General features: G+C 54.0%; 22 protein-coding genes. 5 read left to right on the top strand and 17 right to left on the bottom strand.

The window, feature by feature from the left end:
- Positions 1-257: 257 nt before the first annotated feature.
- Complete coding sequence (disA, locus tag Q4P78_RS00900; RefSeq protein WP_303338423.1) at positions 258-1,325, top strand: DNA integrity scanning diadenylate cyclase DisA; 1,068 nt, start codon at positions 258-260, stop codon at positions 1,323-1,325.
- A gap of 75 nt (positions 1,326-1,400) precedes the next feature.
- Here disA and Q4P78_RS00895 read toward each other — a convergent pair whose 3' ends face one another.
- Both Q4P78_RS00895 and Q4P78_RS00890 read right to left on the bottom strand, forming a co-directional pair.
- Entirely contained in the window at positions 1,401-2,189 is a 789-nt protein-coding gene (locus Q4P78_RS00895) for a hypothetical protein (protein ID WP_303338422.1), read from the bottom strand.
- 117 nt (positions 2,190-2,306) lie between these two features.
- Complete coding sequence (locus Q4P78_RS00890) at positions 2,307-2,651, bottom strand: hypothetical protein (protein ID WP_303338421.1); 345 nt, start codon at positions 2,649-2,651, stop codon at positions 2,307-2,309.
- A 947-nt stretch (positions 2,652-3,598) separates the two neighbouring features.
- Between Q4P78_RS00890 and Q4P78_RS00885 the strand changes: the two genes are divergently transcribed.
- Positions 3,599-4,015 carry a hypothetical protein gene (locus tag Q4P78_RS00885; protein WP_303338420.1) on the top strand — a complete coding sequence of 139 codons (417 nt, stop codon included), beginning with the start codon at positions 3,599-3,601 and terminating at the stop codon, positions 4,013-4,015.
- A gap of 220 nt (positions 4,016-4,235) precedes the next feature.
- Positions 4,236-4,946, top strand: coding sequence for an adenylate cyclase (locus tag Q4P78_RS00880; protein WP_303338419.1), 711 nt, complete (start codon positions 4,236-4,238; stop codon positions 4,944-4,946).
- 67 nt (positions 4,947-5,013) lie between these two features.
- Here the strand turns inward: Q4P78_RS00880 and Q4P78_RS00875 are convergent, their stop codons facing one another.
- Positions 5,014-5,778: a hypothetical protein gene (locus Q4P78_RS00875; protein ID WP_303338418.1), complete on the bottom strand. Its 765-nt coding sequence runs from the start codon at positions 5,776-5,778 to the stop codon at positions 5,014-5,016.
- A gap of 251 nt (positions 5,779-6,029) precedes the next feature.
- Between Q4P78_RS00875 and Q4P78_RS00870 the strand changes: the two genes are divergently transcribed.
- Positions 6,030-7,046 carry an A/G-specific adenine glycosylase gene (locus Q4P78_RS00870; protein ID WP_303338417.1) on the top strand — a complete coding sequence of 339 codons (1,017 nt, stop codon included), beginning with the start codon at positions 6,030-6,032 and terminating at the stop codon, positions 7,044-7,046.
- A gap of 58 nt (positions 7,047-7,104) precedes the next feature.
- Here Q4P78_RS00870 and Q4P78_RS00865 read toward each other — a convergent pair whose 3' ends face one another.
- From Q4P78_RS00865 to Q4P78_RS00830, 8 genes are all read right to left on the bottom strand, one after another.
- Positions 7,105-7,779 (bottom strand): hypothetical protein, encoded by a 675-nt coding sequence (locus tag Q4P78_RS00865; RefSeq protein WP_303338416.1) that lies wholly within the window; start codon positions 7,777-7,779, stop codon positions 7,105-7,107.
- An 82-nt stretch (positions 7,780-7,861) separates the two neighbouring features.
- A complete protein-coding gene (locus Q4P78_RS00860; protein WP_303338415.1) occupies positions 7,862-8,845 on the bottom strand; it encodes a type IV toxin-antitoxin system AbiEi family antitoxin in 984 nt (327 codons plus the stop codon).
- Positions 8,846-9,010: 165 nt separating this feature from the next.
- The gene (locus tag Q4P78_RS00855; protein WP_303338414.1) at positions 9,011-11,566 is read right to left on the bottom strand and encodes an ATP-dependent Clp protease ATP-binding subunit; all 2,556 of its coding nucleotides are present in this window, start codon (positions 11,564-11,566) and stop codon (positions 9,011-9,013) included.
- Positions 11,567-12,178: 612 nt separating this feature from the next.
- Positions 12,179-12,538, bottom strand: a complete 360-nt coding sequence (locus tag Q4P78_RS00850; protein WP_303338413.1) for an Lsr2 family protein — start codon at positions 12,536-12,538, stop codon at positions 12,179-12,181.
- A gap of 302 nt (positions 12,539-12,840) precedes the next feature.
- On the bottom strand, positions 12,841-14,424 hold the full coding sequence (gene lysS, locus Q4P78_RS00845; protein WP_303338570.1) for a lysine--tRNA ligase: 1,584 nt from the start codon (positions 14,422-14,424) through the stop codon (positions 12,841-12,843).
- A 49-nt stretch (positions 14,425-14,473) separates the two neighbouring features.
- On the bottom strand, positions 14,474-15,418 hold the full coding sequence (gene panC / locus Q4P78_RS00840) for a pantoate--beta-alanine ligase (RefSeq protein ID WP_303338412.1): 945 nt from the start codon (positions 15,416-15,418) through the stop codon (positions 14,474-14,476).
- Positions 15,419-15,469: 51 nt separating this feature from the next.
- Positions 15,470-16,360, bottom strand: a complete 891-nt coding sequence (locus Q4P78_RS00835) for a Rossmann-like and DUF2520 domain-containing protein (RefSeq protein WP_303338411.1) — start codon at positions 16,358-16,360, stop codon at positions 15,470-15,472.
- Between the two features lie 35 nt (positions 16,361-16,395).
- On the bottom strand, positions 16,396-16,815 hold the full coding sequence (locus Q4P78_RS00830) for a MarR family winged helix-turn-helix transcriptional regulator (protein WP_303338410.1): 420 nt from the start codon (positions 16,813-16,815) through the stop codon (positions 16,396-16,398).
- Between the two features lie 104 nt (positions 16,816-16,919).
- Between Q4P78_RS00830 and Q4P78_RS00825 the strand changes: the two genes are divergently transcribed.
- Positions 16,920-17,990 carry an alkene reductase gene (locus Q4P78_RS00825; protein WP_303338409.1) on the top strand — a complete coding sequence of 357 codons (1,071 nt, stop codon included), beginning with the start codon at positions 16,920-16,922 and terminating at the stop codon, positions 17,988-17,990.
- Positions 17,991-18,126: 136 nt separating this feature from the next.
- Here Q4P78_RS00825 and Q4P78_RS00820 read toward each other — a convergent pair whose 3' ends face one another.
- The 6 genes from Q4P78_RS00820 to folP form a co-directional block, all read right to left on the bottom strand.
- The gene (locus tag Q4P78_RS00820; RefSeq protein ID WP_303338408.1) at positions 18,127-19,842 is read right to left on the bottom strand and encodes a PH domain-containing protein; all 1,716 of its coding nucleotides are present in this window, start codon (positions 19,840-19,842) and stop codon (positions 18,127-18,129) included.
- The gene (locus tag Q4P78_RS00815; protein WP_303338407.1) at positions 19,842-20,411 is read right to left on the bottom strand and encodes a PH domain-containing protein; all 570 of its coding nucleotides are present in this window, start codon (positions 20,409-20,411) and stop codon (positions 19,842-19,844) included. The genes Q4P78_RS00820 and Q4P78_RS00815 overlap by 1 nt, the downstream gene beginning before the upstream one ends.
- Positions 20,412-20,519: 108 nt before the next feature.
- Positions 20,520-21,014 (bottom strand): DUF3180 domain-containing protein, encoded by a 495-nt coding sequence (locus Q4P78_RS00810; protein WP_303338406.1) that lies wholly within the window; start codon positions 21,012-21,014, stop codon positions 20,520-20,522.
- 3 nt (positions 21,015-21,017) lie between these two features.
- Positions 21,018-21,674 carry a 2-amino-4-hydroxy-6-hydroxymethyldihydropteridine diphosphokinase gene (gene folK, locus Q4P78_RS00805; protein WP_368660884.1) on the bottom strand — a complete coding sequence of 219 codons (657 nt, stop codon included), beginning with the start codon at positions 21,672-21,674 and terminating at the stop codon, positions 21,018-21,020.
- Positions 21,667-22,080, bottom strand: coding sequence for a dihydroneopterin aldolase (gene folB, locus Q4P78_RS00800; protein ID WP_303338405.1), 414 nt, complete (start codon positions 22,078-22,080; stop codon positions 21,667-21,669). The genes folK and folB overlap by 8 nt, the downstream gene beginning before the upstream one ends.
- Entirely contained in the window at positions 22,070-22,969 is a 900-nt protein-coding gene (folP, locus tag Q4P78_RS00795) for a dihydropteroate synthase (protein ID WP_303338404.1), read from the bottom strand. Before folP ends, folB begins: the two co-directional genes overlap by 11 nt.
- Positions 22,970-23,127: the final 158 nt, after the last annotated feature.

Raw genomic sequence — 23,127 nt, 5'->3', positions numbered from 1 at the left:
TCGCATGTATTTAGTAATAAATAGCTAAATTAATCAACATATTATTGTGAAAAAGTAGACAAAAATCATTAATTTTCATCACATTTTTTCTATATATGGACTTAATATTTCGTCAAAGACCACATAAACCCACGGATTCTCACATGAAACCACAGTGCATACTCTTACATTGCTGGGCTCTAAAGCAGCACCTTTGGAGCCCCTGTCACCCTCAGTAGCTCCCTCTCACCTGTGCTAAGAAGAGTACACTTAGTAGAGTGCAGACAAGATATAGTGAACTTCTTCTCAAGACCATCGCTCGTATAGCCCCCGGTACAGAACTTCGTGAAGGATTAGAACGAATCCTTCGAGGTCGTACCGGCGCTCTCATTGTGCTTGGATCGGATAAGACTGTTACTTCTATATCTTCGGGCGGTTTCAGTATTGATACTGAGTTCTCAGCAACCCGCCTACGTGAACTTGCCAAAATGGATGGCGCGATTATTTGTAATCGTGAGGGTACTCGCCTGCTGCACGCTGCGGTTCAGCTTTCGCCCGACACCAGTATTGATACGAATGAGTCGGGCACTCGCCATCGTACGGCGGAGCGTGTGGCTATTCAGACCGGTTTCCCGGTGATTTCGGTAAGTGCTTCTATGTCGGTTATCTCTGTCTATGTGGATGGCACTCGATACACCGTTGAAAGCACTCAATATTTGATGAGTCGCGCAAACCAGGCTATTCAGACTTTGGAAAGCTACACTCGACGTCTAAGCACGGTGTTGACGGAGCTTTCGTCCATGGAGATTGAGTCGACGGTGACGATCACGAATGTTGCGTTGACTTTGCAGCGTATGGAAATGGTGCGCCGTATTATTGCCGAGGTGAGCCATTATGTGCTGGAGTTGGGTGTTAATGGTCGCTTGGTTTCTTTGCAGCTTGAAGAGCTCCGTAATCCTGAGAGCTCTACCAGCGATATTATCTTGCGCGACTACCTGCCTGACGCCAATGAATTGACTATCGCTGCAGCCCAGCAGGCGCTAGAAAACCTTGATGACATGGATATTGTCGACCTTAAAACTGTCGCTCGTGTTGTAGGTTTTGACGATATAGATATGGAAGCCCCTCTTCATCCTCGAGGATATCGCCTGCTCGATGGTATTCCCACCATGCCCCGTGCCATTACTGAGCGCATGGTGGAGCGTTTCGGTAGTTTGCAGGCGCTCATGGCGGCATCTCTGGAAGATTTACGAGCTGTTGAGGGTGTGGGTGAACAGCGTGCTCGTACTATTCGAGAGTCCCTTTCCCGCATGGCAGAGAGCAGCCTGGAGAAGTTCCTGTACTAGACCACCACCTCACAGGGGTGAAGCCTGAAACCCCACAGCAGGAGTTCAGGCTTCACCCGTGCGCATATAGCTTTTCTAAAGCTCACCGTTAATAATTTTGATCGAGCGTTCCTTAGCCTCAGCCTCAATATCACGAATCTCAAAAATCAACGACTCGTGCTCTTTGAACCACTGGGCAGCCTTAGAATAGAAAATATCCTCGGCCTTACGCACCACACCACTCTCTTGCTGACACTTATAGTCAGCCTGCGCTAGGGCGCGTTCCTCAGCATTGGCCTCTTCACCTTCACTACGGTACTGACCGAACTTCTTAGCAGCCACCTGCGGTGCCGCACCAAAATAGTTGACCTCGGAGTACCCGGCCACAGACATGCACGCGGGATATTCCTTACCCGTTTTATAGAGAATGCCAATCTCTTCAGCAATACCGTATTTCTGGTTTACCATCGCCAGAGCGTTAATTAGGTTCGTGTATTTAAGATGCTTTTCTATTGTGCCAAATACACGTGCAGCAGCTATCCCTCGGCAGCTTTTCGGGTTCATAGACACCTCACCACTCTCCGGTATTTTGTACGAAACCACACTATCCGGATCATAGGGACTGTCGTCTTCTTCATACCTTGAACCCTGAGATTCCTGTGGGAGAATCGTCACGGGATAGCCCTGCCGAGCTTTTTCTTCCGTGTATAGAACAGCGCCTGTATTCACAAGATCTGCGACCCCTTTCCCGATCTTCACACCACCGGGAGTATACGCTCTACCGCGCTCAAGGGCACATTTCTTATACTCTTGCTCAAGAGCAATATCAATATCTTGGCTTCCCATTTTATAAGAACTCATAATATTTTGGACATCTTGCGACACGCGCTCTTCATTAGGCGAAGTTGAACAAGAGGAAATAAGCAAAGCAGAAACTGCACAAAGGGCTATTTTTCTCATCATAAATCACCACCAGCCTAACTTTATGGAAAACAGGTAACTTTACAAAGCACCTAACCAGCACTGTGCAAAATAGTTAATCCTATCATTTCCCCCATAGAGATTGCGCATATCCTGACCAGGGCTAAGCTCAATAACTAACACTGATCCATACCAGAGATTGTCACGGCCAGTGTAACAGGTGTCAGTATAATTCTTCACCGAAGAAACAACATCATCCGGAACGTCAATATACCAATGCCCACCCCTCACCTGAGTAATCTGGTTCTGAAAATTAGCATGCTCGTAAGCATGGAAATCTGCTGATGCGGGGCCAATAGCCCCAGCCATCAGGAGTGCAGAAGCACCCAGCAGCGACAAAGCCTTCATCATCTTCTGAGCAACCATAACAGCCACTCCTTCCCGGGCAACCATTGCCCACTCGTAAGTCTTAAAAGCTGGCGACATGACCAACTTCAGTGTTACAAATCATTGAGGTACATCACTATCAATAAATTTGTTGCCTATAACCCTAGTCGATAAGATATTGGGGTGTCAATAGGTGCACAGAAACAAAAGGCTTATATATTCATATTTATCTATATAGACCGAGTATTATAAATGGATCAAACAATATCAAATTCCACAAAAATTATTCGCTATTTGACATGGAAATTCACCACATAGACACTCATCTATATTTTAAATTCTATTAAGTGCTATAAATCACTAGTGGGTTAAGTTCTTACCCCGCCCTCGCAACAGCACAAAGCCCCCGAAACTTGCGTCCCGAGGGTCTACCTTAGCAGCCCTAGGCTACTGCAACACAAAATTCACAAACTGAGAACTAACACCCTACACACTGGCAACCACCCAATACGAACCCTTCTGGGCAGGCGAGCAGTGTGCTCGTACTATTCGAGAGTCCCTTTCCCGCATGGCAGAGAGCAGCCTGGAGAAGTTCCTGTACTAGAGCCCGGCAGATGTGCTCCAGGTGAAAAGTCCCGATAGTGAAATCGGTGCTTTTGTCTGTGCATGGGTGACTCCAGATACTGTGAGCCTGCAATAATATGCACTGTGGTTTTATGTGAGAACCCGTGGGTTTATGTGGTTTTTAACGAAATATTAAGTCCATATATAGAAAAAAATTGTGATGAAAATTAATGATTTTTGTCTACTTTTTCACATAAATTTGTATAATAATATATCTATTTGATGTTGTTTAGTGACGATTGTAACAATTTCTTGCCAACTGCTGTAATGGATGTTGGCTTGTGTGTGATTGTCTTTCTGTGATCTTACTGCCTACCATGGTGAGTACAAGGTATTACTCACCCTGTTATAAAATTTCGGGCATGAAGCACGAGATGCTTTCACAAGGAATAAGCCAAGGTGCTTATGCCCCTGAGATCAAGGAGGAAGGAACAATGTTCCCTCCCGCAATCATGAAGAAGACCGGTGCTGCTCTTGCGGTATCGGCGGCGGTTCTGACTGGGTCCGTGGCTCCTGCTGGTGCGGATTTCCATGCCTACGATCACGTTAACTTCCAGGGCGAACTGACCCGTTCTGGTCCGGCGTGGTACATTGATGTGCCGGATAACATGATGTCATCCGTCAAGAATGAAACTAACATTTGCTTGCTTGGCATTAGCACCCACACCTGGGTTACTGAAGAACATCTTTTCAAGCTTAATGCTGGTCAGATTATGTGGTACGTCGGTGACCATGCTAATGATAAGGTCGATCACATGTATCGAACTGTGTGTTTCTAAAAACTGCGTGGTGGGAGAAAAATTTTCTCCCACCACACCTACATAGGGGTATAGCATCATGAAGAAAATAAATACTCTTCTAATAACTGCACTGCTTCTATGCACATCCTGTGCCCAAAATAGTGTCGAAATCCCACGAGATGTACGTACCACCTTGGACTCATATGCATCTCCAGATCCAGATATCTCATCCGCTTACTCCTTCAAAATAAAAGAATGCATGAAGGAAAAGGGATACACTTACCATCACCAAGAACATATCGGTGGCTCACGCAGTGTTGCCACATCCATAAATGGTGATGCCGTACTCACCGGCGGTGATGAGCTCACATACGGATATCTGCGGACCTACTCAGACTCCGTACTAGAAGAACCCGAAGACTCTGGTTATAGGCTTGCCCTCGCTGGAGATAGCTCAGAACAAGAAAAGGTTATAACCTACAAGCTAAATAGCGGAGCCATTATCGGTATGACTACAGATTCTTGCACCAGTTATGCTACCCAAGCAGTATATGGCTCTATTGAAAACGGGTTAAAATATACTAACTTAACCAATGAGCTATTAGACGTGGGAAGTAAAACTGGGGCCAATGAAGAAATAGGTGTACTATATCGTAGCAATAAGGAATATCCTCAGTGCATGAACCAAGCAGGATACCCCGACGTTAAAACATTCGGCGACGCGCCCAAAGTAGCCGAACAAAAATTTGGACACTACCGCGCACCCGGCACCCCAGCCAATGCCGAAGAACGAGCCATGGCACAAGCAGACTACACCTGCCAAGAATCCTCAGGCATCGTACGCAAAGCAGAGGACATCTTCTACTCCAAAGCAGGACAATGGCTCAAAGACCACGAAGCGCTGATCATGGAAATCCGTGATATTGAAAAGGTAGCGAAAGAACGCGCCGTACACATCATTAACTCCTAAAGCGTCTCAACTATAGCTAAACCCCGGTATAAGTTATACCGGGGCTTAGCTATAGTTCTATACACTGCTATTGAAGCACAAAATTCACACGCTGAGAACTAACACCCTGCACACTGGCAACCACCCAATACGAACCCTTCTGGGCAGGCTTAAGAGCATTACAACCCAACACATTAATATTGCGATCCCAGGCATAGTCGCCTACCTGAGCAGCACCTGGCTGCAACTGCCCCTTCGGGGCATTCGACGGAGTACACATGCTCTTCGTATACACGCGCGCACTACCCGAGGTCACCTGAATATCCACCGGAGCACTCTCCGCAGCAATAGTACAGGGAGTTGAGCCCGTATTCGTATAGGTTACGCGGAAACTGGGCTGCTCACCGGCAGCATATACCGTCTTAGACGGAGCCACTATCACCTGCAAGTCAGAAGCAGCGCACGCCACAAGAGCCGTAGAGCTCGGCTTAGCACTGGTAGCCGCTGCGCTCGGAGTGGGTGCCACACTCACAGTCGCAGCAGCACTACTGACACCAGCACTCGGGGATGCAGGCACACTCACCGTTACCGACTGGCTGGGTGCCACACTAGCACTCGCAGAAGCTGAAGGATCAATACTGGGAGTAGGGCGGGCACTAAAATTCGCAAAGGGTGCAGTAGAAATAGAAGGAGTGACCGTTGCCTCCGCCTGAGAGCTACCCGAATTAGCCTGGCGACCCAGTACAAAGGTGCCAACAACGAAAGCCAATGCAAGAACCAGCAGCAACGCTACAACAAGAGTCAGGCGGCGCTTTGCATACACAGAATCGGTCTCAGGGCGGAATTCACTCATACTCTTAAGGATAACTGTTTTTATACACTCTTTGAAACCCTCCTCTACCCTCGAAAGTATAGAATGCAAGCACTCTATCCTATCCTTTCGATCGTCCTTCTAGTTTTCCGTAGAGAGCCACTATGACAACCCGTATAGCGCAATAAGAGAACGAGCATTCCCTATATATTCTTTATGTGCAGTCCCGCTACAACTCAGCTCTTGGGTCCACCTAATTGGGCAAAAGCATACATATCGCGTACCCTAAAGCAATGCGAAAAAACGCCCCAGAGACTCTCCCGAACCACAACACTATTGAACGCGCCCACCACCTGATCAATAACTGGTTCATTGCCAATGCACGCGACCTACCCTGGCGACGCGCAGAATGCAGCCCCTGGGGAGTTATGGTCAGCGAATTCATGCTCCAACAAACCCCCGTTAAGCGAGTACTACCCGTCTGGGAAGAATGGATGCGCCGCTGGCCGACCCCCGCCGATCTCGCCGGTGAAGAACCCGGGGAAGCAGTGCGTGCCTGGGGCCGCTTAGGCTACCCGCGCCGAGCCCAACGCCTGCACAATGCGGCACGAGCCATCGTTGAAGAACACACAGGTGAAGTACCCGCCGACTATGACCAGCTGCTGGCTCTACCCGGTGTCGGATCCTACACTGCCGCCGCTATTAGCGTTTTTGCCTTCGGTCGCCGCGCCACCGTCATCGATACGAATATTCGCCGCGTGCACGCCCGGCTCTTTAGCGCGAAGGCACTCCCCTCTAAATCCCTCACCGCGGCAGAAACCCGGCTTGCCGAGGCGCTCATGCCTAATGATCTGGGAGAATCGGTGCTCTGGAACGAGTCCGTCATGGAGCTGGGGGCTCTCATCTGCACCGCTAAAAACCCCGAATGCGATCTATGCCCGGTGCGCGATATGTGCGCTTGGCGTGCTGCCGGCTGCCCCGAGGCGGAGTACACGCCCGTGGGTCAAAGCTGGGCCGGTACCGACAGGCAGCTGCGCGGGGCAATGATGGCGGTGGTTCGAGCGGCACACTCCCCCATTCCGCGGGCGCTGCTCACGGATATGAGTGTTGATATTGCGCACCTGCCCGCCCATATTGTGCTGGACTCCGACGTGGTTCAGCTACTTGATTCGGATGCGGGTGAGCAGCTTCGTCGTTCTATTGCGCAGCTGCGTGCTTTGGGCTCTGCCCAGGAGCAGATTGACCGCTGCTACACTTCCCTACTAGCCGACTCCCTCATCCGCGAAACCAATACCCTGGTCAGTCTCTAAAATCTATATGGGTGGGTAGGAACTCATAGAGTTTCTACCCACCCATACTCTTATACACCTACAAGTTCGGTGTAGAAGCCTGATATATGTCAGGTACGCTCAGTCCATGCCGCTCGACATACCCTTCCAAGACCCTCTGATAACGCATATCCTGCAGAACTGTAGTCATCGCGTTAAGACTACTACTGTCAAATATATTTTTTACATCCACAGCAGCCATAATCCCGACGGTACCTACAGGATCACCACTAAAGTATTCAGAGTTATACAGAGAATCTTCATCTATGAGCCGGTGATAACAATCCAAAAGGTACACCCAATCTTGGGCATCTCTGGATTCACCGTACCCTCGAGTACCCCAAGCAATCAATTTGAGACCCAGTAACCCTGCCAAAGTGGGTACACGTATCTGAAGACCTGTCCCTATGTCTTTAAGAACAGAATGCTCAAATGCTTCTCTCAGCCCGGTTACTATCCAGGCTTGACCTTCTTCACCGCGATATTCTTGAATCCCCTCTTGGCTCCTGCTAAAAGGAAGAATATCGACTTGGTAAGGACCAAGCATACGAGAAATTGTCCCATTGGTAGGCTCACCAAAATGTTGGAGAGACTCCAAATTATCTGAATCTGCATAGGCGAAGGCCAAATCAATATCCTGGGTTCCACGAATACTCTGAGTTCCACCAGCTTCCCAGAGAGCATAGATATCACGTGCAAAGGACCCAATAACCATATAGGTACCTGCCCCTAGAACACTATCAGCTTCTCGAATAATGGATTGTAGAGCCTGAAGGCCAGGTTCGCTATATAGGTTGTTAAACCTCTGCATTCTGCCTCCAGAAATTACGAGCCGCGGTTACAACACGACTATCTGCGCTAGCCAACGCATCCGCATACACCAAAATATTGGGAATATTCTGTATGTACTCCTGATTCCAAAAGGGCTGAATAATTGTAATTTTCCCCTGAGAATCCGGTACAAGACGAAGAGCTCGAATAATCTCTACAGGAGGGTACTCAGCGTAAGCGATAATCTCTGCAGCACGGATATCGGCTCCCGCCTGCTCCAATGCATACTCTCCGCTGAGCATATCCCGATACTCCTGAGATGCCTGCGCATACTGGGCAAAATCAGCTATAGGTACGCCACTATACTTACCTTGTTCTAACGTAGGTCGCAGAGTATTAAGATACCCGTGTACCCAACGCTCGCGTAAAAGAGTACGGTGCTCCAAGACTCTACCCCTGGCAGATTCCAGCAAGAATCCCTGCGCTCTCAAGACTTGGAAAGTCTTTGTGACCATAGCTGCAGATACTCCCGCAGCACGAGCAATAGTACGTACAGACTCCTGCAATAACGGTTCCTGCGCCAAGAGAACAAAAAGAACCCTAAGATGCGCAGCTGTAAAGGGTCTGTTATAGGTGCGACTAGTTCGTGTGCGGGGACGGGGGTGAGCTGCTCGAGTGTGTTTTTTACCCTCGACCCATAGGTTAAAAATTGGAGTGTGAATCCACGCATTACCAGCTCGATCAATATATTGGATCTCCCGCTCGTGCAAAGCAGACGCCAGGCTGCTCCCTACACGTTCAAAAATATATACCGGGTTGTCACCTCGCTGAGGACGATGAGCGTCGATAAGGGAGACCGATGTATACGGTGCCAGAGAAGCATCCAGAGGAAGGGTGCTCTTATCGGGCAACTGTAAGCGGTGTTCTCCCCGTGAATCTCGAATAACCTGCATATTGTAGCTCTGCGCTACACGTTCTAACTCAGGTATTAAAATCTGCTCATCCAACATATATCCAGTATAGGGTGAGTGTTTACGATATGTAAACGTTTACGAAATGTAAACACTCACCGCGGGTAAAGGAAGGCTGGTTACGAGGGGAATAGCTTGCAGAGAATACAGAGCATAGATAAGTGCCCCGGCACAGCACGTACCGGGGCACTTATCTATTCAGTCTTACTCAGCAGCCTCTTCGGTGATCTGCTCAGCGTCAACAACAGCCTCCGCCTCCAGAGCAGCAACCGAATCCAGAGACAGCTCCTTCATCGGGGTCGAGGAGAAGGTGAACTTAGCGTTATCGCCTTCACCCTCGGCGTCCACAATGATCTTCTCGCCGGGCTTGATCTCGCCGAACAGGATCTTCTCGGAGAGAACATCCTCAATATTGCGCTGCATTTCGCGGCGCAGAGGACGAGCACCCATCGAGGGGTCATAACCCTTAGCGGCCATCAGAACCTTAGCTGCATTGGTCAGCTCAATGGACATATCCTGATCCGCCAGACGCTTAGCCAAACGGCCCACGAACAGGTCCACAATCTGCAGAATCTCAGACTCGCTCAGCTGCGGGAAGACAATAATGTCATCCACACGGTTGAGGAACTCGGGGCGGAAGTGCTCCTTGAGGTTCTCCATCACGCGAGACTGCATGCGCTCGTAGCTTGCATCCGAATCGTCCATTGCCTGGAAACCAACCGGCACGCGGCGGTTCACATCACGGGAACCAAGGTTAGTGGTCATAATGATCACGGTGTTCTTGAAGTCCACCACGCGACCCTGAGAATCAGTCAGACGACCGTCTTCAAGGATCTGCAGCAGGGAGTTGAATAGGTCAGCATGAGCCTTTTCAACCTCGTCAAAAAGCACCACCGAGAAGGGCTTACGGCGAACCTTCTCAGTCAGCTGGCCACCCTCTTCATAACCGACATAGCCGGGAGGTGCACCGAACAGACGGGAAACGGTGTGCTTCTCCTGATACTCGGACATATCCAGAGTAATTAGGGACTTCTCATCGCCAAAGAGGAACTCAGCCAGAGCCTTTGCCAGCTCAGTCTTACCCACACCGGTGGGACCGGCGAAGATAAAGGAACCACCCGGGCGGTTCGGATCCTTCAGACCCGCACGGGTACGGCGGATCGAACGAGCCAGTGCCTTAATAGCGTGGTCCTGACCGATAACGCGCTTGTGCAGCTCGTCTTCCATCTTAATAAGACGCGAAGACTCTTCCTCGGTAATACGGTATACGGGCACACCGGTGGAGGCGGAGAGAACATCGGAAATAACCTCGGGGGTCACGGTGCCGAATGCGTCGCCACCGTTCTCACGCCAGTTCTTCTCCACAGCATCGCGCTCAGCAATAGCTGCTTCTTCCTTCTCGCGCAGCTCAGAAGCCTTCTCGAAGTCATTGGCTGCAACAGCCTGTGCCTTCTGGTCGGCAAGCTTAGCGACCTGCTCCTGCAGAACCTTCAGCTCAGCCGGTGCGGTCATACGCTTAATGCGCAGGCGAGCGCCAGCCTCGTCAACCAGGTCCACTGCCTTATCGGGCAGGAAACGATCGGAGATGTAGCGGTGAGCGAGGTTCACAGCGGTCTCAATAGCCTCATCGGTGATGGTCACGCGGTGGTGAGCCTCGTACTTATCGCGCACGCCCTTGAGGATCTGGATAGCCAGCTCGGGGGAGGGCTCATCCACCTGCACGGGCTGGAAGCGACGCTCCAGAGCGGCGTCCTTCTCAATGTGCTTACGGTACTCATCCAGGGTGGTGGCACCGATGGTCTGCAGCTCGCCACGAGCCAGCATGGGCTTGAGGATAGAGGCAGCATCAATAGCGCCCTCAGCCGCACCAGCACCCACCAGGGTGTGAATCTCATCGATGAAGAGGATAATATCGCCGCGCTGGCGGATTTCCTTCAGCACCTTCTTCAGGCGCTCCTCGAAATCACCGCGGTAGCGAGAACCAGCAACCATAGAACCCATATCCAGAGAATATAGGTGCTTATCCTTTAGGGTTTCGGGAACATCGCCGTGAACAATAGCCTGAGCCAGACCCTCCACCACGGCGGTCTTACCCACACCGGGCTCACCGATCAGCACGGGGTTGTTCTTGGTACGGCGGGAGAGGATCTGCATAACGCGCTCCATCTCCTGGTGGCGACCGATAACCGGGTCCAGTTTGCCTTCGCGTGCAGAGGCGGTCAGGTTGGTACCGAACTGATCCAGGATGGTCGAACCTGCCGGGGTGCCTTCACGGGAGTTGCCCGCACCAACACCGGCGGTTTCCTTGGACTCGTTATTGCCCGGGTAGCCGGAGACCAGATCCATGACGGACTGGCGTACGGCGGCGGGCTCAGCGCCCAGCTTTGCCAGCACCTGGATTGCTACGCCCTCATTAGCGCGCAGCATACCCAGCAGAATGTGCTCGGTGCCGATGTAGCCGTGGTTGAGCTGAATGGCCTCGCGCATGGACAGCTCAAGAACCTTCTTGGCGCGCGGAGTAAAGGGAATGTGACCGGTCGGTGCCTGCGGGCCCTGGCCCACAATATCCTGCACCTGCTCGCGGACAGCGTTCAGGGTGACACCCTGAGATTCGAGTGCGCGGGCACCAATACCCTCACCCTCGTGAACGAGACCGAGCAGAAGGTGCTCGGTACCAATGTAATTGTGGTTGAGCATGCGTGCTTCCTCTTGGGCAAGCACCACGACGCGCCGAGCACGGTCGGTAAAGCGTTCAAACATTGCGCACTCCTTGGAATAATGACTTGATACAAGAGTACGCAAAAAATCCGTGGGTTACCGGCTAAAGCGCGCCCTGTTCGCCATCAAGGGAAATATAGCGCTCTATCTAGCTGTGGGCGTACTTAAACACCGGTTTTTCGGGGTAGATACAGGTACGCGGCTTGTTTCCGCGCCGAGCTTCTGAGGCTCTGCAGCTGGGATTCTGCGCTTGGATATCCGGTGGGTTCTGTGACGCGGTGTGTGGGGAGAATCGAGCGGAGATTTACCGGGGTGTGGGAGAGGCGTTGTCTAGAACAGTGAATACTTCACTCCGCAATAGTTTATGGTTCATGAAATGTTCAGCGGACAATAACTTTTCACAGCAGTCCACACCGAACATTCAGGGGCTCTAATAGCTGCCGAAATACAGCCGAATCCTTGAACTATATATAAGCCTATTGGTATTGCACTATAGACCGCACTGTCGACACTCCTCGGCTTGTTTCGATTCCACGATATCTATAGGCTCAGCCGCTTATACAGGGTGGCAGAGCATAAACTATTAAAAAGAAAACGGGCAGGGGGTACCCTGCCCGTTCACTCTAGCGATTCAACGAGATGAATCGATAAAAATTAGTTCTCGCCCTCAGCCTTCAGAGCTGCGTAGTATGCATCCTGAATGTGCTGGTGAATGCGGCCGCGGGAAGAAACGGGGTGACCGTTCTTCTGTGCCCACTCGCGGATTGCAGCGATCTCGGGGTTACGCTTGGGAGCGGTACCGGTTGCTGCACGGCCAGCGCCACGACGGTTGGTGCCGCCCTGAGAGCGACGAGCCTTCGCTACGAAGGGACGGATAGCGTCGCGCAGGCGTGCTGCGTTTGCGCTGGAGAGGTCAATTTCGTACAGAGCGCCGTCGAGACCGAAGCGTACGGTTTCGTCTGCGGGACCGCCGTCGAGGTCATCTTCCAGAATAATGCGCACCTTCTGTGCCATGATTCTCAACTCCTTAGAGGTAATAGGACTATCCACCCCACCGAAAGGTTATCATCGGGGTTAGGATAACTGTATTTGTACATATAGTAACAGAAAAATAAAGAAATGTATCCCCATGAACGTCATAAAAGTAAAAATTTTAGAAATATAAAGTCTAATAGATACGACAAAGTCGGGGATTGGAGCAAACCAATCCCCGACTTTTAGCGGTCTATATGCCGATTCTCAGCCTAATAATAGCAATATGGTGCAGGTGACAGCCTGTCAATATATGCGACTATAGGCCTAGGTCAACGCGTTATTTACGCCTCGGGCTTCATCAACGGGAACAGAATAGTCTCGCGGATACCGGGCTGACGAACCACAACACCCTCACGCTCGGGATCCTTATCGCCCGCCAGCAGCATAATCAGGCGGTCAATACCCAGACCAATACCACCCATGGGCGGTGCACCGTGCTCCAGGGCGCGCAGGAAGTCCTCATCCAGCTGCATAGCCTCATCATCACCGGCAGCAGCCTTCAGGGACTGCTCGGTCAGACGCTCACGCTGAATCACCGGGTCAATCAGCTCGGAGAACGCGGTACCGCGCTCCATACCACCAATAATCAGATCCCACGCCTCAATCAGGTGACTATCGGAACGATGCGGGCGAGCCAAGGGCTGTGCGCTCGGCGGATAATCGTACACAAAAGTCGGGTTAATCAGGGTCGGCTCAACAATCTCACCGAAGAGCTCAACCACCAGCTTCTCAGCATCCCACTTGGGATCCACAGCCACCTCGTGCTGAGCAGCGATCTCACGCAGCTGCTCAGCAGTGGTCTCGGGGGTAATCTCAACACCCACAGCCGCAGACAGACCCGGGTACACGCCAACCCACGCCCACTCACCAAAGAGGTCAATGGTGCCGGCCTCGGTCTCAATCTTTTCGGTACCCACAGCACGAGCACAAGACTGAATGATTTCCTTCATACGCTCAGCCATAATGAACTGATCAGCAAAAGCCTCGTAGCATTCCAGGGTGGTAAATTCAGGGCTGTGGGTGGAGTCCACACCCTCATTGCGGAACACGCGACCAATTTCGTACACGCGGTCAATGCCACCGACCACTGCACGCTTCAGGTACAGCTCGGTTGCAATACGCAGGGTCATATCCTGGTCGAAAGCGTTCAGGTGAGTTTCGAAGGGGCGAGCTGCCGCACCACCGTGAATCAGCTGCAGGATCGGGGTCTCAACCTCAATATAGCCGTGGTTCTCCAGTACGCGGCGCACGGTAGCGGTAATCTTCGCGCGGTTAACCACCAGCTCGCGAGCCTCATCGCGCACCATCAGATCCAGGTAACGCTGACGCACGCGGGTCTCTTCGTTCAGGTCCTTGTGCAGCACCGGCAGAGGGCGCAGAGCCTTGGACGCCATCTCCCAACGGGTGACCATAATGGACAGCTCACCACGGCGAGAAACAATCACGCGACCGGAGACGAACACATGGTCGCCCAGATCCACCAGGGACTTCCACTCAGCCAGGGACTCCTCGCCCACCTCAGCCAGGGAGAGCATTGCCTGGATGCGGCTGCCGGAGGTGCCGGACTGCAGGGTTGCGAAGCAGAGCTTACCGGTATTGCGGCCAAAGACCACGCGACCAACTACGTTAACCACGTGCTCGGTTTCATCGCCCGCTACCAGTTCTTCAGAAGCCAGTTTCGGTTCGTACTCGGCGCGAATAGCGGAAATATGGTCGGGTTCAATACGCTGCCCCTCAGCATTGAAGAAGCCCACCGGGTACGCTTCACGACCCGATTCAATCAGCTTCGCACGCTTCTCCAAGCGGATGGACATCTGCTCAGACATATCTGCAATCGCCGGTGCGGCGGTTTCCTTCGTCATCATTTCCTTATCAGCTTTGGGTGTTGCCACCGAGTACCATACTCTATCTACTTTAGCGCAGGTCCATATTGTCAATCAGGCGAGTGGAACCCACAAAAATTGCCGCCAGAGCCAAAACACGCTCAGATTCTTCGGTGGGCTCACCAAAAGTATGGGGATCCACCAGCTCCAGGTAATCCAGGCGCACGCCCTCGGTCGCATTAATACGCTCGCGAGCGCTCTGAAGATCAATACCCTCAAAACCGCGGTTCAGGGAGTTCTCGCGCAGCAGTGCCAGGGTGCGGGAGAGCACCAGGGCTGCCTCGCGTTCAGCCGGGGAGAGGAATTCATTGCGGGAAGAGAGTGCCAGACCGTCATCATCGCGCACAATAGCAACCGGGCGCAGGTTCACACTGTGGTTGAAATCGTGCACCATACGCTGAATCAGCACGAACTGCTGGGCGTCCTTCTGACCGAAGTAGGCGTTGACCTCGTGGTCACCGGCGCCGGCACGCACAATATTGAACAGCTTGTTCACCACGGTCAGCACACCGTCGAAGTGACCCGGGCGGGTCTTACCTTCGAACTTGGTGCCCAGCTCGCCGCTGGTAATGCGGATCAGGGGGTCGCCGTCGGGGTACATTTCCTCAACGGAGGGTGCGAAGATGACCTGTACGCCTGCCTCGCCCGCTAGAGCGGCATCTGCTTCCAGGGTGCGGGGGTAGCGTTCGTAGTCCTCGCCGGGGCCAAATTGCAGGGGGTTGACGAAGATGGAGGAGACCACCACATCGTTCTGCTCCGCGGCGCGGCGCATGAGGGTTGCGTGACCATTGTGCAGTGCGCCCATGGTCGGTACGAAGCCCAGGGTCACATCGCGGTAGATAACCTCGGTACCTTCTTGGGCTGCCAGCGCGCGCGCCTGCTCATCAGCCTGCAGCTGTGCCGCGGCCAGTGCTTTAGTGATTGCGGTGATGAAGTCGGCAATCGTGGTTGCAATCGTCGGCTGATTCTCAGTCATGACGAGAACTCCTTGTCGTTCGGGGCGGGATCGGTGTGTGCTCCGGGCAAGCTAGCTGTAAAGCTGCTTGAGAATCCGTCCCAATTGTTCATCGCTTAACAAACTTCTATTATGCGCTCTTTTTGCCGTAGATTCAGCCAGTGTGCGGTAGGACTCCACAATATCCGCCGCATTTTCATGCTCAGCATACTCATTCAGGGCTTTGAGGTGAGCTCCCAAAGTGTTCACATCCCCGCGCGCCACCGGCCCGGTCAGGGCATTCTCGCCCTGACGCAGAGCGTTATCCAAAGCGGCTTTGACTAGGGGTTCCATATATCCACTGGGGTTTTCAATACCAATGGAGGCGAGCATCTGCTGGGATTGTCCCAGGATGGTCATCAGGTGGTTAGCGGCGTGAGCTAGAGCCGTGTGGTAAATCGCACGGTCGGCTTCTGCAATAAAAACAGGCTCTCCACCCATTTCCACCACCAGCGCCTGAGCAATAGGCAGGTAGAGGGAGGGACCGGTGACCGCAAAGGAGGTGCCGTTGAGACGGTCAATATCCAGGGAGAGGCCGGTGAAAGTCATGGCGGGGTGAATAGCCAGACCAATAGCGCCCAGGGCAGTTGCGGGGGCAAAAATATCGGTACCGTGACGACCCGAGGTGTGAATGAGCAGCTGCCCGGCTTTCAGGCTTCCGGTTGCTGTAAGACCCGAGATGACTCCGGGAAGCTCATCATCAGGTACCGCCAGCAATAGCAGCTCTGCTGCCCGAGCAATGGAGGCGGCGTCCATCATCGGCACGCCGGCTAGCAGGGTCTCGGCGCGATCTCGGGAGGCTTCGGAGACCGCGTGAACACCCACAATCTCGTGCCCGGCGCCGCGCAGGGCAGCTCCGAGGACAGCGCCAACTTTTCCGGCGCTAATAATGCCAATCTTCAGGCGGGCAGGTTTTAGATTCATCACCCTATTAAGTATAGACGCGGGTGTTCTGGCCGCTATTGCAGTTTTTTCAGCAGATCAATGAGGGTGCACAGTTCCAGGTCGCTCATACGGTGCGCTGCCGGGCCCTGGTAGGGAAGGGCGTGCATGAGTTCCTGTCGGACGGTGACGCCACGCTCTGTGAGTCCCATGAGTTTCACGCGGCGGTCGGTTCCTGCCACGCGTTCGACCAGCCTAGCTCCCTCCAGGCTGGTTGCAAGGGAGGTGATATAGGAGGGGTCGGTGCCCAAGGCCTGGGCAATTTCTTTGCCTTTAAGGGGTTCTTCCAGTATGAGGAGCACGCGGATTTCGTTGGCGGAGAGGCGGTGTTTTTTACCGAGGTTCGCGAGGTTTTCGCGGGCGGTGTCGGCTGCGCGCACGAGGAGGTTCATGGATTCGCGGACGAGGGCGAGGTGATTTTCGGTTTCGACTGTCATACACATCATATTACCTGAGCTTGTCAATAGTTGAGTTTCTAAACTATTATGGTGTTATCCGGGGACCATAACAGAAACACCCCACCAAACGAAAGAGAACAACCATGAACACCCTCTACACCCCCACCACCGCAGGCGTCCTGAAACTCAAGAACCGCCTCGTCATGGCACCCATGACCCGCCGCCGCGCCACCGAACACGGCGTACCCACCGACGCTATGGTTCGCTACTACGCAGACCGCGCCAGCGCAGGCCTGATCGTGGCAGAAGGCACCTACCCCACCATCACCTCCCGTGGCTACGAAAACCAGCCTGGCTTGGAAAGCCCCGAACAGATTAAAGGCTGGTCACACATTGCCAACGCCGTGCACGAACGCGGCGGTAGCATTGTCGTCCAGCTAATGCACGCAGGCCGCCTGGCACACCCCGAACTGACCGAAGGCGTACACCCCCTAGCGCCCAGCGCCATTGCCTCCGGCACCACCACGCACGTACCCAGCGGCAAAGCCGAACTGCCCGTGCCCCGTGAAATGAGCATCGACGATATCCAGGCCGCAAAGGCAGAATTCGTCCAGGCAGCACGCAACGCCATTGAAGCGGGCCTGGACGGTATTGAACTACACGGCGCCACCGGCTACCTGATCCACCAGTTCCTCGCACCCAACTCCAACACCCGCACCGACCAGTACGGCGGCAGTCCCGAAAACCGTGCACGCTTTGCCATCGAGCTGCTCGAAGAGGTCTCGGCAGCCATCGGCGCCGAACGCGTAGGTCTGCGAATCGCACCCCAGTTCACCATCCAGGGTGTTGCGGAAAAGGACGAGCAGGATATGCTAGCCACCTACCTGCCGCTCATGGCGGCGGCACGACGCCTGGGGATCGCCTACGTATCTGTCATTACTAGTGCCTCCGAAGAAGCTGTAGAAACACTGCGTGAAGAATACAACGGATTCTTTATCCTCGGCGGCGACTTTATAACCCCCGCAAACAAGGAACTGGCAGAACGCCTGATTGCAGAAGAAAAAGCAGAGGCCGTAGCCATCGGTCGACTGTTCATCTCCAACCCCGACCTGCCCCGACGCTTCGCCGAAAATCTGGAGCTTACCGAAGCAGACGGACGCTACTTCTACGTAGGCGGCGAGCGTGGCTACAACGACTATCCCACTGCCAACTAAAGACCCGGATAGCTCAAATCTCCGCACTCGGATAGTGTATAAGTTCAATGAAATAGATACAGTGCGGGTGCTTATCTGCCATGAGAAGAGGGCAGATAAGCACCCACAGACTTAAAGCGCTCACCAGCGCTACTAGCTAGTGCAAGCGCTGAGGCCGTTTTCTTGCCAGACCGCCCGCTTGGGAGAGCACATGGGCTTCATAGAGCGGTACCTGATCAGCTGCCATCCAGCGATTGCGCACGCGCACCGGTCCGAGTACCGAGGCACAATGCACCGTGCGAGCGCCGGCCACTCGTGCTATCGGTCCTGAGCTAATACGCAACGCCAGTACGCGAGTAGAGGGAATGCATGCAAGCACGCGTACACGCCAGCCGGTGCGCGACCAGTAGAGGTACTCCTCGCTATGAGTGTTAGAGGTGTTTGTATCAATACGCTCCCAGCCCATAGCTCGATAGCGCGCACTCAAGGGCGCAAGGAAACGAGCCGCGGGCACTGTCTGCAGGCGCGCCTGCCAGGGCTGGGCAGGCAACTGCGGGGCGTAAGGATTGGAGGCTCCCGGCTGCAGGGTGTTCAGCAATGCGGCACGCTGCACGGAATCCAGCTGCGGGTAAATATGCTCCAGCACGCGCAGCACATCCTGCGCATTACCCACCGGCAGCACCGTGGAGCGGGTGAGTACATCATTTTCTTTATCCCCAAGACCCACACCGGCAATGGTGAGCTTCATGCGGTACCAGCGGGTTAGGCGCCAGAGCAGGGGCTGTTCCAAGCTAAAGGACTGAATGCGCGAGAGTAGAACGCTCTGAGTGTGCGTGCCGGTCAGACCGTAGCTAATCTGCACTCCCCTACCTCGGGCGCTCGAGAGGTCGCTTAGGCTAAAGCGGGCACCCTGATCAAATTGGTGCCAGAAATGACCCGCATAACCTAGAGCCGGGAAAATCAGGGAGACACCAAAAGCCCCCATGGCCTCATGAGCCTCTATATCCTCTAATCCCGTGAGGGTGAGTATTGCAGAGCCAATGGCAAAAAGAATCGACCAGACTATCAACGCGGGGATAATCCAGGAAATATCATCCAACAAAAGAGCGCCCACATAGCGGGCGGTAGATACCCTAAAAATCGGGGTGGAAGCGGTAGATAAAGAATAATTATTCTGGTTTATGGGGGCGGGCATCAAGGAATCATACGCCGGTTCGGTCAAGACCGCAGGTGCTACTTCGGGCATATCCTCAGGCGAAGAGGCAGAAGAACCAGGCGCAGAAGAACCATCAGCACGGGATTGAGTCATCAGGGAGAAAATCTGCTCACGCAGCTGATCGGCGCGCGCCTTTGAAACATATTCAATACGCAAAGCCGTCTCGGCGCCGTCGGGAATCTCGCACCGCACCACCGCCAAACCCAGCAGGCGGGCAATAAGCGGGCGGTCCAGCTCCACACTCTGAATGCTCTCATAGCGCACCTGACGCAGCTGGCGAGTGAACACACCCCTACGGCGGTACAGCATATCCTCACCCACCCAATAGCGGGTCGTCCACCAGCGAATCAAGGCAATAACCAGCAGGACCACAGCAGCAAAAAGCATCCAGCCAATCCTGCCCAGATGAGTCCGCGCCAAATTGCCGAAGCTCTCAAAAATGTTCTCAGCAGCCCGTGCATTCTCTTCCAAATTGCCGGTAATCAGTGCATCGCGCAGCTGAACCAGGGCAAAAGCAATAATCGCCCAGCCAACAACACCCACATGGGCTATAGCCGAACGCCAATCGGCACGCCACCACTGTGCCTGCTGCAGCTCATCGGTCAGCAGCGAGATATCCCGAGGATGCGGCGAATTATTCTCTGAAAAACGAGCCATTAGAGTTCCACCATTCGCTCTTCGGCACGCTCAAGCAGCAGGGTACGCAGCTGATGCGCCTGCTCAAATTTCAGGCCGTAAATCGTTATATAGGACTCCGCCACGCCCGCCGTGCGAATCTGCAGGCGGCACAGCCCGGCCTTGCGCTCCAGAGGCCCGGATTTAATATCCATATACTGCAGGCGGCCATAAGGAATCGAGACCTCTTGACGGAACAAAAGGCCCTTACGGGAGGAAAGATAATCCGGCTGCACGCAATAGCCCAGGGCACGGGTGCGGCGGACCAGGGTCAGCATCCACCATGCAGACCAGAGCAGAATCGCAATAATCACCGCATAGATAGCGTATTGAACAGATTCAGAGACAGGCAGCAGGGAAGGGAAAAACTTAAAGCCCAGAATAAGCGCTGCCTGCACAAGCATAACGATGATTAGGGCAAAACTATCGCGGGTATAGCGCACCGCCACATAGGTGGAATGGGGCGGAATCCACTCGCGCTCCTGTACACCGGTAGATTCAGGAATACCGGCAGACTGAGGTATACGGGCAGACTGGGGGTATTCAGACATAGCATTTTCTCCCTTGAACTCGTTATGCACCCGTACTAAAGCAGGCGGGGCGCGGTCTGTATACCCAGTGTACACAGGCCACACCCCGCATGTGAAGAGTAGCACTATTTATGACACTATATTGACCGTGCCCGTAGACGGACCGGTAGAGGAGTCTTCCTCCGGAGGCAGCTTGCACCAGCGCTGAGCCACCAGCCCCGCCACCGTCAGAATAACAGCGGCAAGAGCATTAAGCGCACCAATCCACAACCCGCCCAGGGCACCGCGCTCAGCCAGCAGAGTCAGGTGAAAAGCAAGAATGCCCAGCATGGCACCGGTCAACACCGCGCCGGTCATAATAGAACACTGCGCAAACGCGAGCACACGCGTCGCCGATAGAGCCGTCATATTACGCACCTGCGAGCGCGTTGACGGATCCCTAAAACGCGACACCTGCCAGCCCAAATACAACGCCGTACCAGCAATCAGCACGCACACCAGGGCAAGCACGGCAGAGGGTGCCAGCTCGGAACCAGAATTAGCCAGCAGAACATCCACAGCAAAGATAAGCGCCGCCGTGAGCACAACGGTCACCAACGCTGTAGAGATACGGATTTCTTTCATCCTCTACTCCTCCGCGCTATCCAGACTTGGCAAAGGCTCAGCATAAGCAGGGTCAATGCACGCATCACACATACCGCGTAAATCGGTCACAGCATTTTGACCGGCGGCCTCATCGGCACGAGAAACCACATAGGCCTGGTGAACTACCGCGACCTTGCGATCGGGTGAGATGGGTAGTAGCGCCTGCGGGTTTGCCTCCGCCCAGGGCACCAGTACAAAGGCGCGCTCGCGGGCACGAGGATGCGGCAGGGTCAGCACCGGGTCAGTAGAGAGCAGCGGCTCCCATTGCGTCTCTATTTCTTCTGCACCCTCTGCCGGTTCAGGCATGCGCTGTTCAATGGCGATAATGTCAATATCCAGGGTACGCGGGCCCCAACGTACCTCGCGCGTGCGGCGATGCGCCTGCTCCACGCGGTGGCAGGCAGCCAGCAGTTCATAGGGATCCAGGTCGGTAGCGACTTCAATCACGGCGTTAATATAGTCCGGCTGTTCGGGGCCACCCACAGGAGCCGTCGCATACAAACCCGAAAGAGCTATGAGACGCATATCCAGAGTCTGCAGCTGCGCCACGGCCTCTTCAATAATGTCCTCGCTATCACCCAGATTAGAACCCAAAGCCAGAACCGCACGATACTTTTCAGGAATAGACATATTAGTCATGGGAGCACACCTTAGCGCTCTCAGCGCCCGCGCCCTCTGCCGCGATACGAGAGCGCGCCACGCTCACCGCCACCGATCCAAAAGGTACCTGAATCGGCGCGTGCGGCTTATGCACCGTCACCTCAACAGCAGTCACCAGCGGCTGAGAACCCAGAATCTCCTCGGCAATACGCACCGCCAGGGTCTCAATCAAATCAAAACCCTCACCGGTAATACGGTCGTGAATCAGCTGAGCTACCTCGGCGTAATTGGTGGTTAGGGACAGGTCATCGCCGGCAGCCGCAGCGCTAAAATCACCGTGTAGCACCGCGTCCACAATGAATTCCTGGCCATCGCGCTTCTCAAACTCCAACACACCGTGGTAGCCGTGGGCGCGCACGCCGGTCAGCGTAATCTTATCGTGCATTTTTCTCAAACTTTCGTATGGTTTCAACAATGGTAATGGCATCTACCGCGGCGCGGACATCGTGCACGCGTACAGCCCACACGCCCGAGCGCGCCATGAGGGCAGCGACGGCGGCGCTGGCGGCATCGCGCTGCTCGGGTGTACGAGGCGCCGGCTGCGGCAGGTTATAGCGGGTGGCGTGCTCCTTATCGGCGGCAGCCAGGGCATTGGCGACCGAGCGTTTGCGCGAACCGGCAATGAGCAGGCGGTGACCCAGAGCCTGGAAATCCTGTACGGCGCCCAATAGCTCCCAGTCCTGCTCGCCCGTTTTAGCAAAGCCCAGACCCGGGTCAAGGATCAGATTCTGCGGTGCAATACCGGCTGCCAGGGCGCGCTCGCGTAAGCTCATGAGCTCTTCCAGCACCTCGGTGACGGTGCCGCGCGGGTATACCGCCAAATCGTTCATGGTGGTGGAGGTACCGCGCGCGTGCATGAGGATATAGGGCACCTGCAGGTGTGCTGCGGTTTCGAGCATTTCATCGCTCAGATTCATGCCGGAGACATCATTAATAATGTGCGCTCCTGCCCCAATGGCGGCGCGGGCGGTGGAGGGGTTCATGGTGTCCACGCTAATGGTGGCACCCAGGCTCGAGATCGCTTCGATCACCGGCAGGATGCGATCCTGCTCCTGCTCGGGGCTAATGCGCGTGGCTCCGGGGCGGGTGGATTCGCCGCCCACGTCGATAATGTCTGCGCCGTCAGCAAGCATGGCGGCAGCGTGCGCGATAGCGGCTTCGGGGCTGAAATGCTTACCTCCGTCGCTAAAGGAGTCGGGGGTGACATTGAGGATACCCATGACCTGTGTGCGGCTGTGCTCGGTGAGGATCGGTGCGCTGGCGTGTTCTGTCATGCTTTAATGCTACCGTTTTTCATCCCGGGGTGATATGCGCGTCTAAATGCGCAAATCCGCGCTTAATATTGCATGTCGAATGCGTATTTTAAGCTTTTGTGGCGTATTCTTGAGATATCACATACGTACCGGCGTGCCCGCACGCCACCTTTTGAATT

Source organism: Rothia sp. (in: high G+C Gram-positive bacteria) (assembly GCF_030540545.1).
Classification (GTDB): domain Bacteria; phylum Actinomycetota; class Actinomycetes; order Actinomycetales; family Micrococcaceae; genus Rothia.
Note: the sequence above shows the minus strand (reverse complement) of the source record. Positions and strands in the feature narration are given on the sequence as shown.

Bases quoted from the DNA above. Each gene is read 5' to 3' on its own strand.
- Q4P78_RS00890 (WP_303338421.1), bottom strand. From the start codon at position 2,651: ATGGTTGCTCAGAAGATGATGAAGGCTTTGTCGCTGCTGGGTGCTTCT.
- Q4P78_RS00885 (WP_303338420.1), top strand. From the start codon at position 3,599: ATGAAGCACGAGATGCTTTCACAAGGAATAAGCCAAGGTGCTTATGCC.
- Q4P78_RS00880 (WP_303338419.1), top strand. From the start codon at position 4,236: ATGAAGGAAAAGGGATACACTTACCATCACCAAGAACATATCGGTGGC.
- Q4P78_RS00875 (WP_303338418.1), bottom strand. From the start codon at position 5,778: ATGAGTGAATTCCGCCCTGAGACCGATTCTGTGTATGCAAAGCGCCGC.
- Q4P78_RS00870 (WP_303338417.1), top strand. From the start codon at position 6,030: ATGCGAAAAAACGCCCCAGAGACTCTCCCGAACCACAACACTATTGAA.
- Q4P78_RS00865 (WP_303338416.1), bottom strand. From the start codon at position 7,779: ATGGTTATTGGGTCCTTTGCACGTGATATCTATGCTCTCTGGGAAGCT.
- Q4P78_RS00860 (WP_303338415.1), bottom strand. From the start codon at position 8,845: ATGTTGGATGAGCAGATTTTAATACCTGAGTTAGAACGTGTAGCGCAG.
- Q4P78_RS00855 (WP_303338414.1), bottom strand. From the start codon at position 11,566: ATGTTTGAACGCTTTACCGACCGTGCTCGGCGCGTCGTGGTGCTTGCC.
- Q4P78_RS00850 (WP_303338413.1), bottom strand. From the start codon at position 12,538: ATGGCACAGAAGGTGCGCATTATTCTGGAAGATGACCTCGACGGCGGT.
- lysS (WP_303338570.1), bottom strand. From the start codon at position 14,424: ATGATGACGAAGGAAACCGCCGCACCGGCGATTGCAGATATGTCTGAG.
- panC (WP_303338412.1), bottom strand. From the start codon at position 15,418: ATGACTGAGAATCAGCCGACGATTGCAACCACGATTGCCGACTTCATC.
- Q4P78_RS00835 (WP_303338411.1), bottom strand. From the start codon at position 16,360: ATGAATCTAAAACCTGCCCGCCTGAAGATTGGCATTATTAGCGCCGGA.
- Q4P78_RS00830 (WP_303338410.1), bottom strand. From the start codon at position 16,815: ATGACAGTCGAAACCGAAAATCACCTCGCCCTCGTCCGCGAATCCATG.
- Q4P78_RS00825 (WP_303338409.1), top strand. From the start codon at position 16,920: ATGAACACCCTCTACACCCCCACCACCGCAGGCGTCCTGAAACTCAAG.
- Q4P78_RS00820 (WP_303338408.1), bottom strand. From the start codon at position 19,842: ATGGCTCGTTTTTCAGAGAATAATTCGCCGCATCCTCGGGATATCTCG.
- Q4P78_RS00815 (WP_303338407.1), bottom strand. From the start codon at position 20,411: ATGTCTGAATACCCCCAGTCTGCCCGTATACCTCAGTCTGCCGGTATT.
- Q4P78_RS00810 (WP_303338406.1), bottom strand. From the start codon at position 21,014: ATGAAAGAAATCCGTATCTCTACAGCGTTGGTGACCGTTGTGCTCACG.
- folK (WP_368660884.1), bottom strand. From the start codon at position 21,674: ATGACTAATATGTCTATTCCTGAAAAGTATCGTGCGGTTCTGGCTTTG.
- folB (WP_303338405.1), bottom strand. From the start codon at position 22,080: ATGCACGATAAGATTACGCTGACCGGCGTGCGCGCCCACGGCTACCAC.
- folP (WP_303338404.1), bottom strand. From the start codon at position 22,969: ATGACAGAACACGCCAGCGCACCGATCCTCACCGAGCACAGCCGCACA.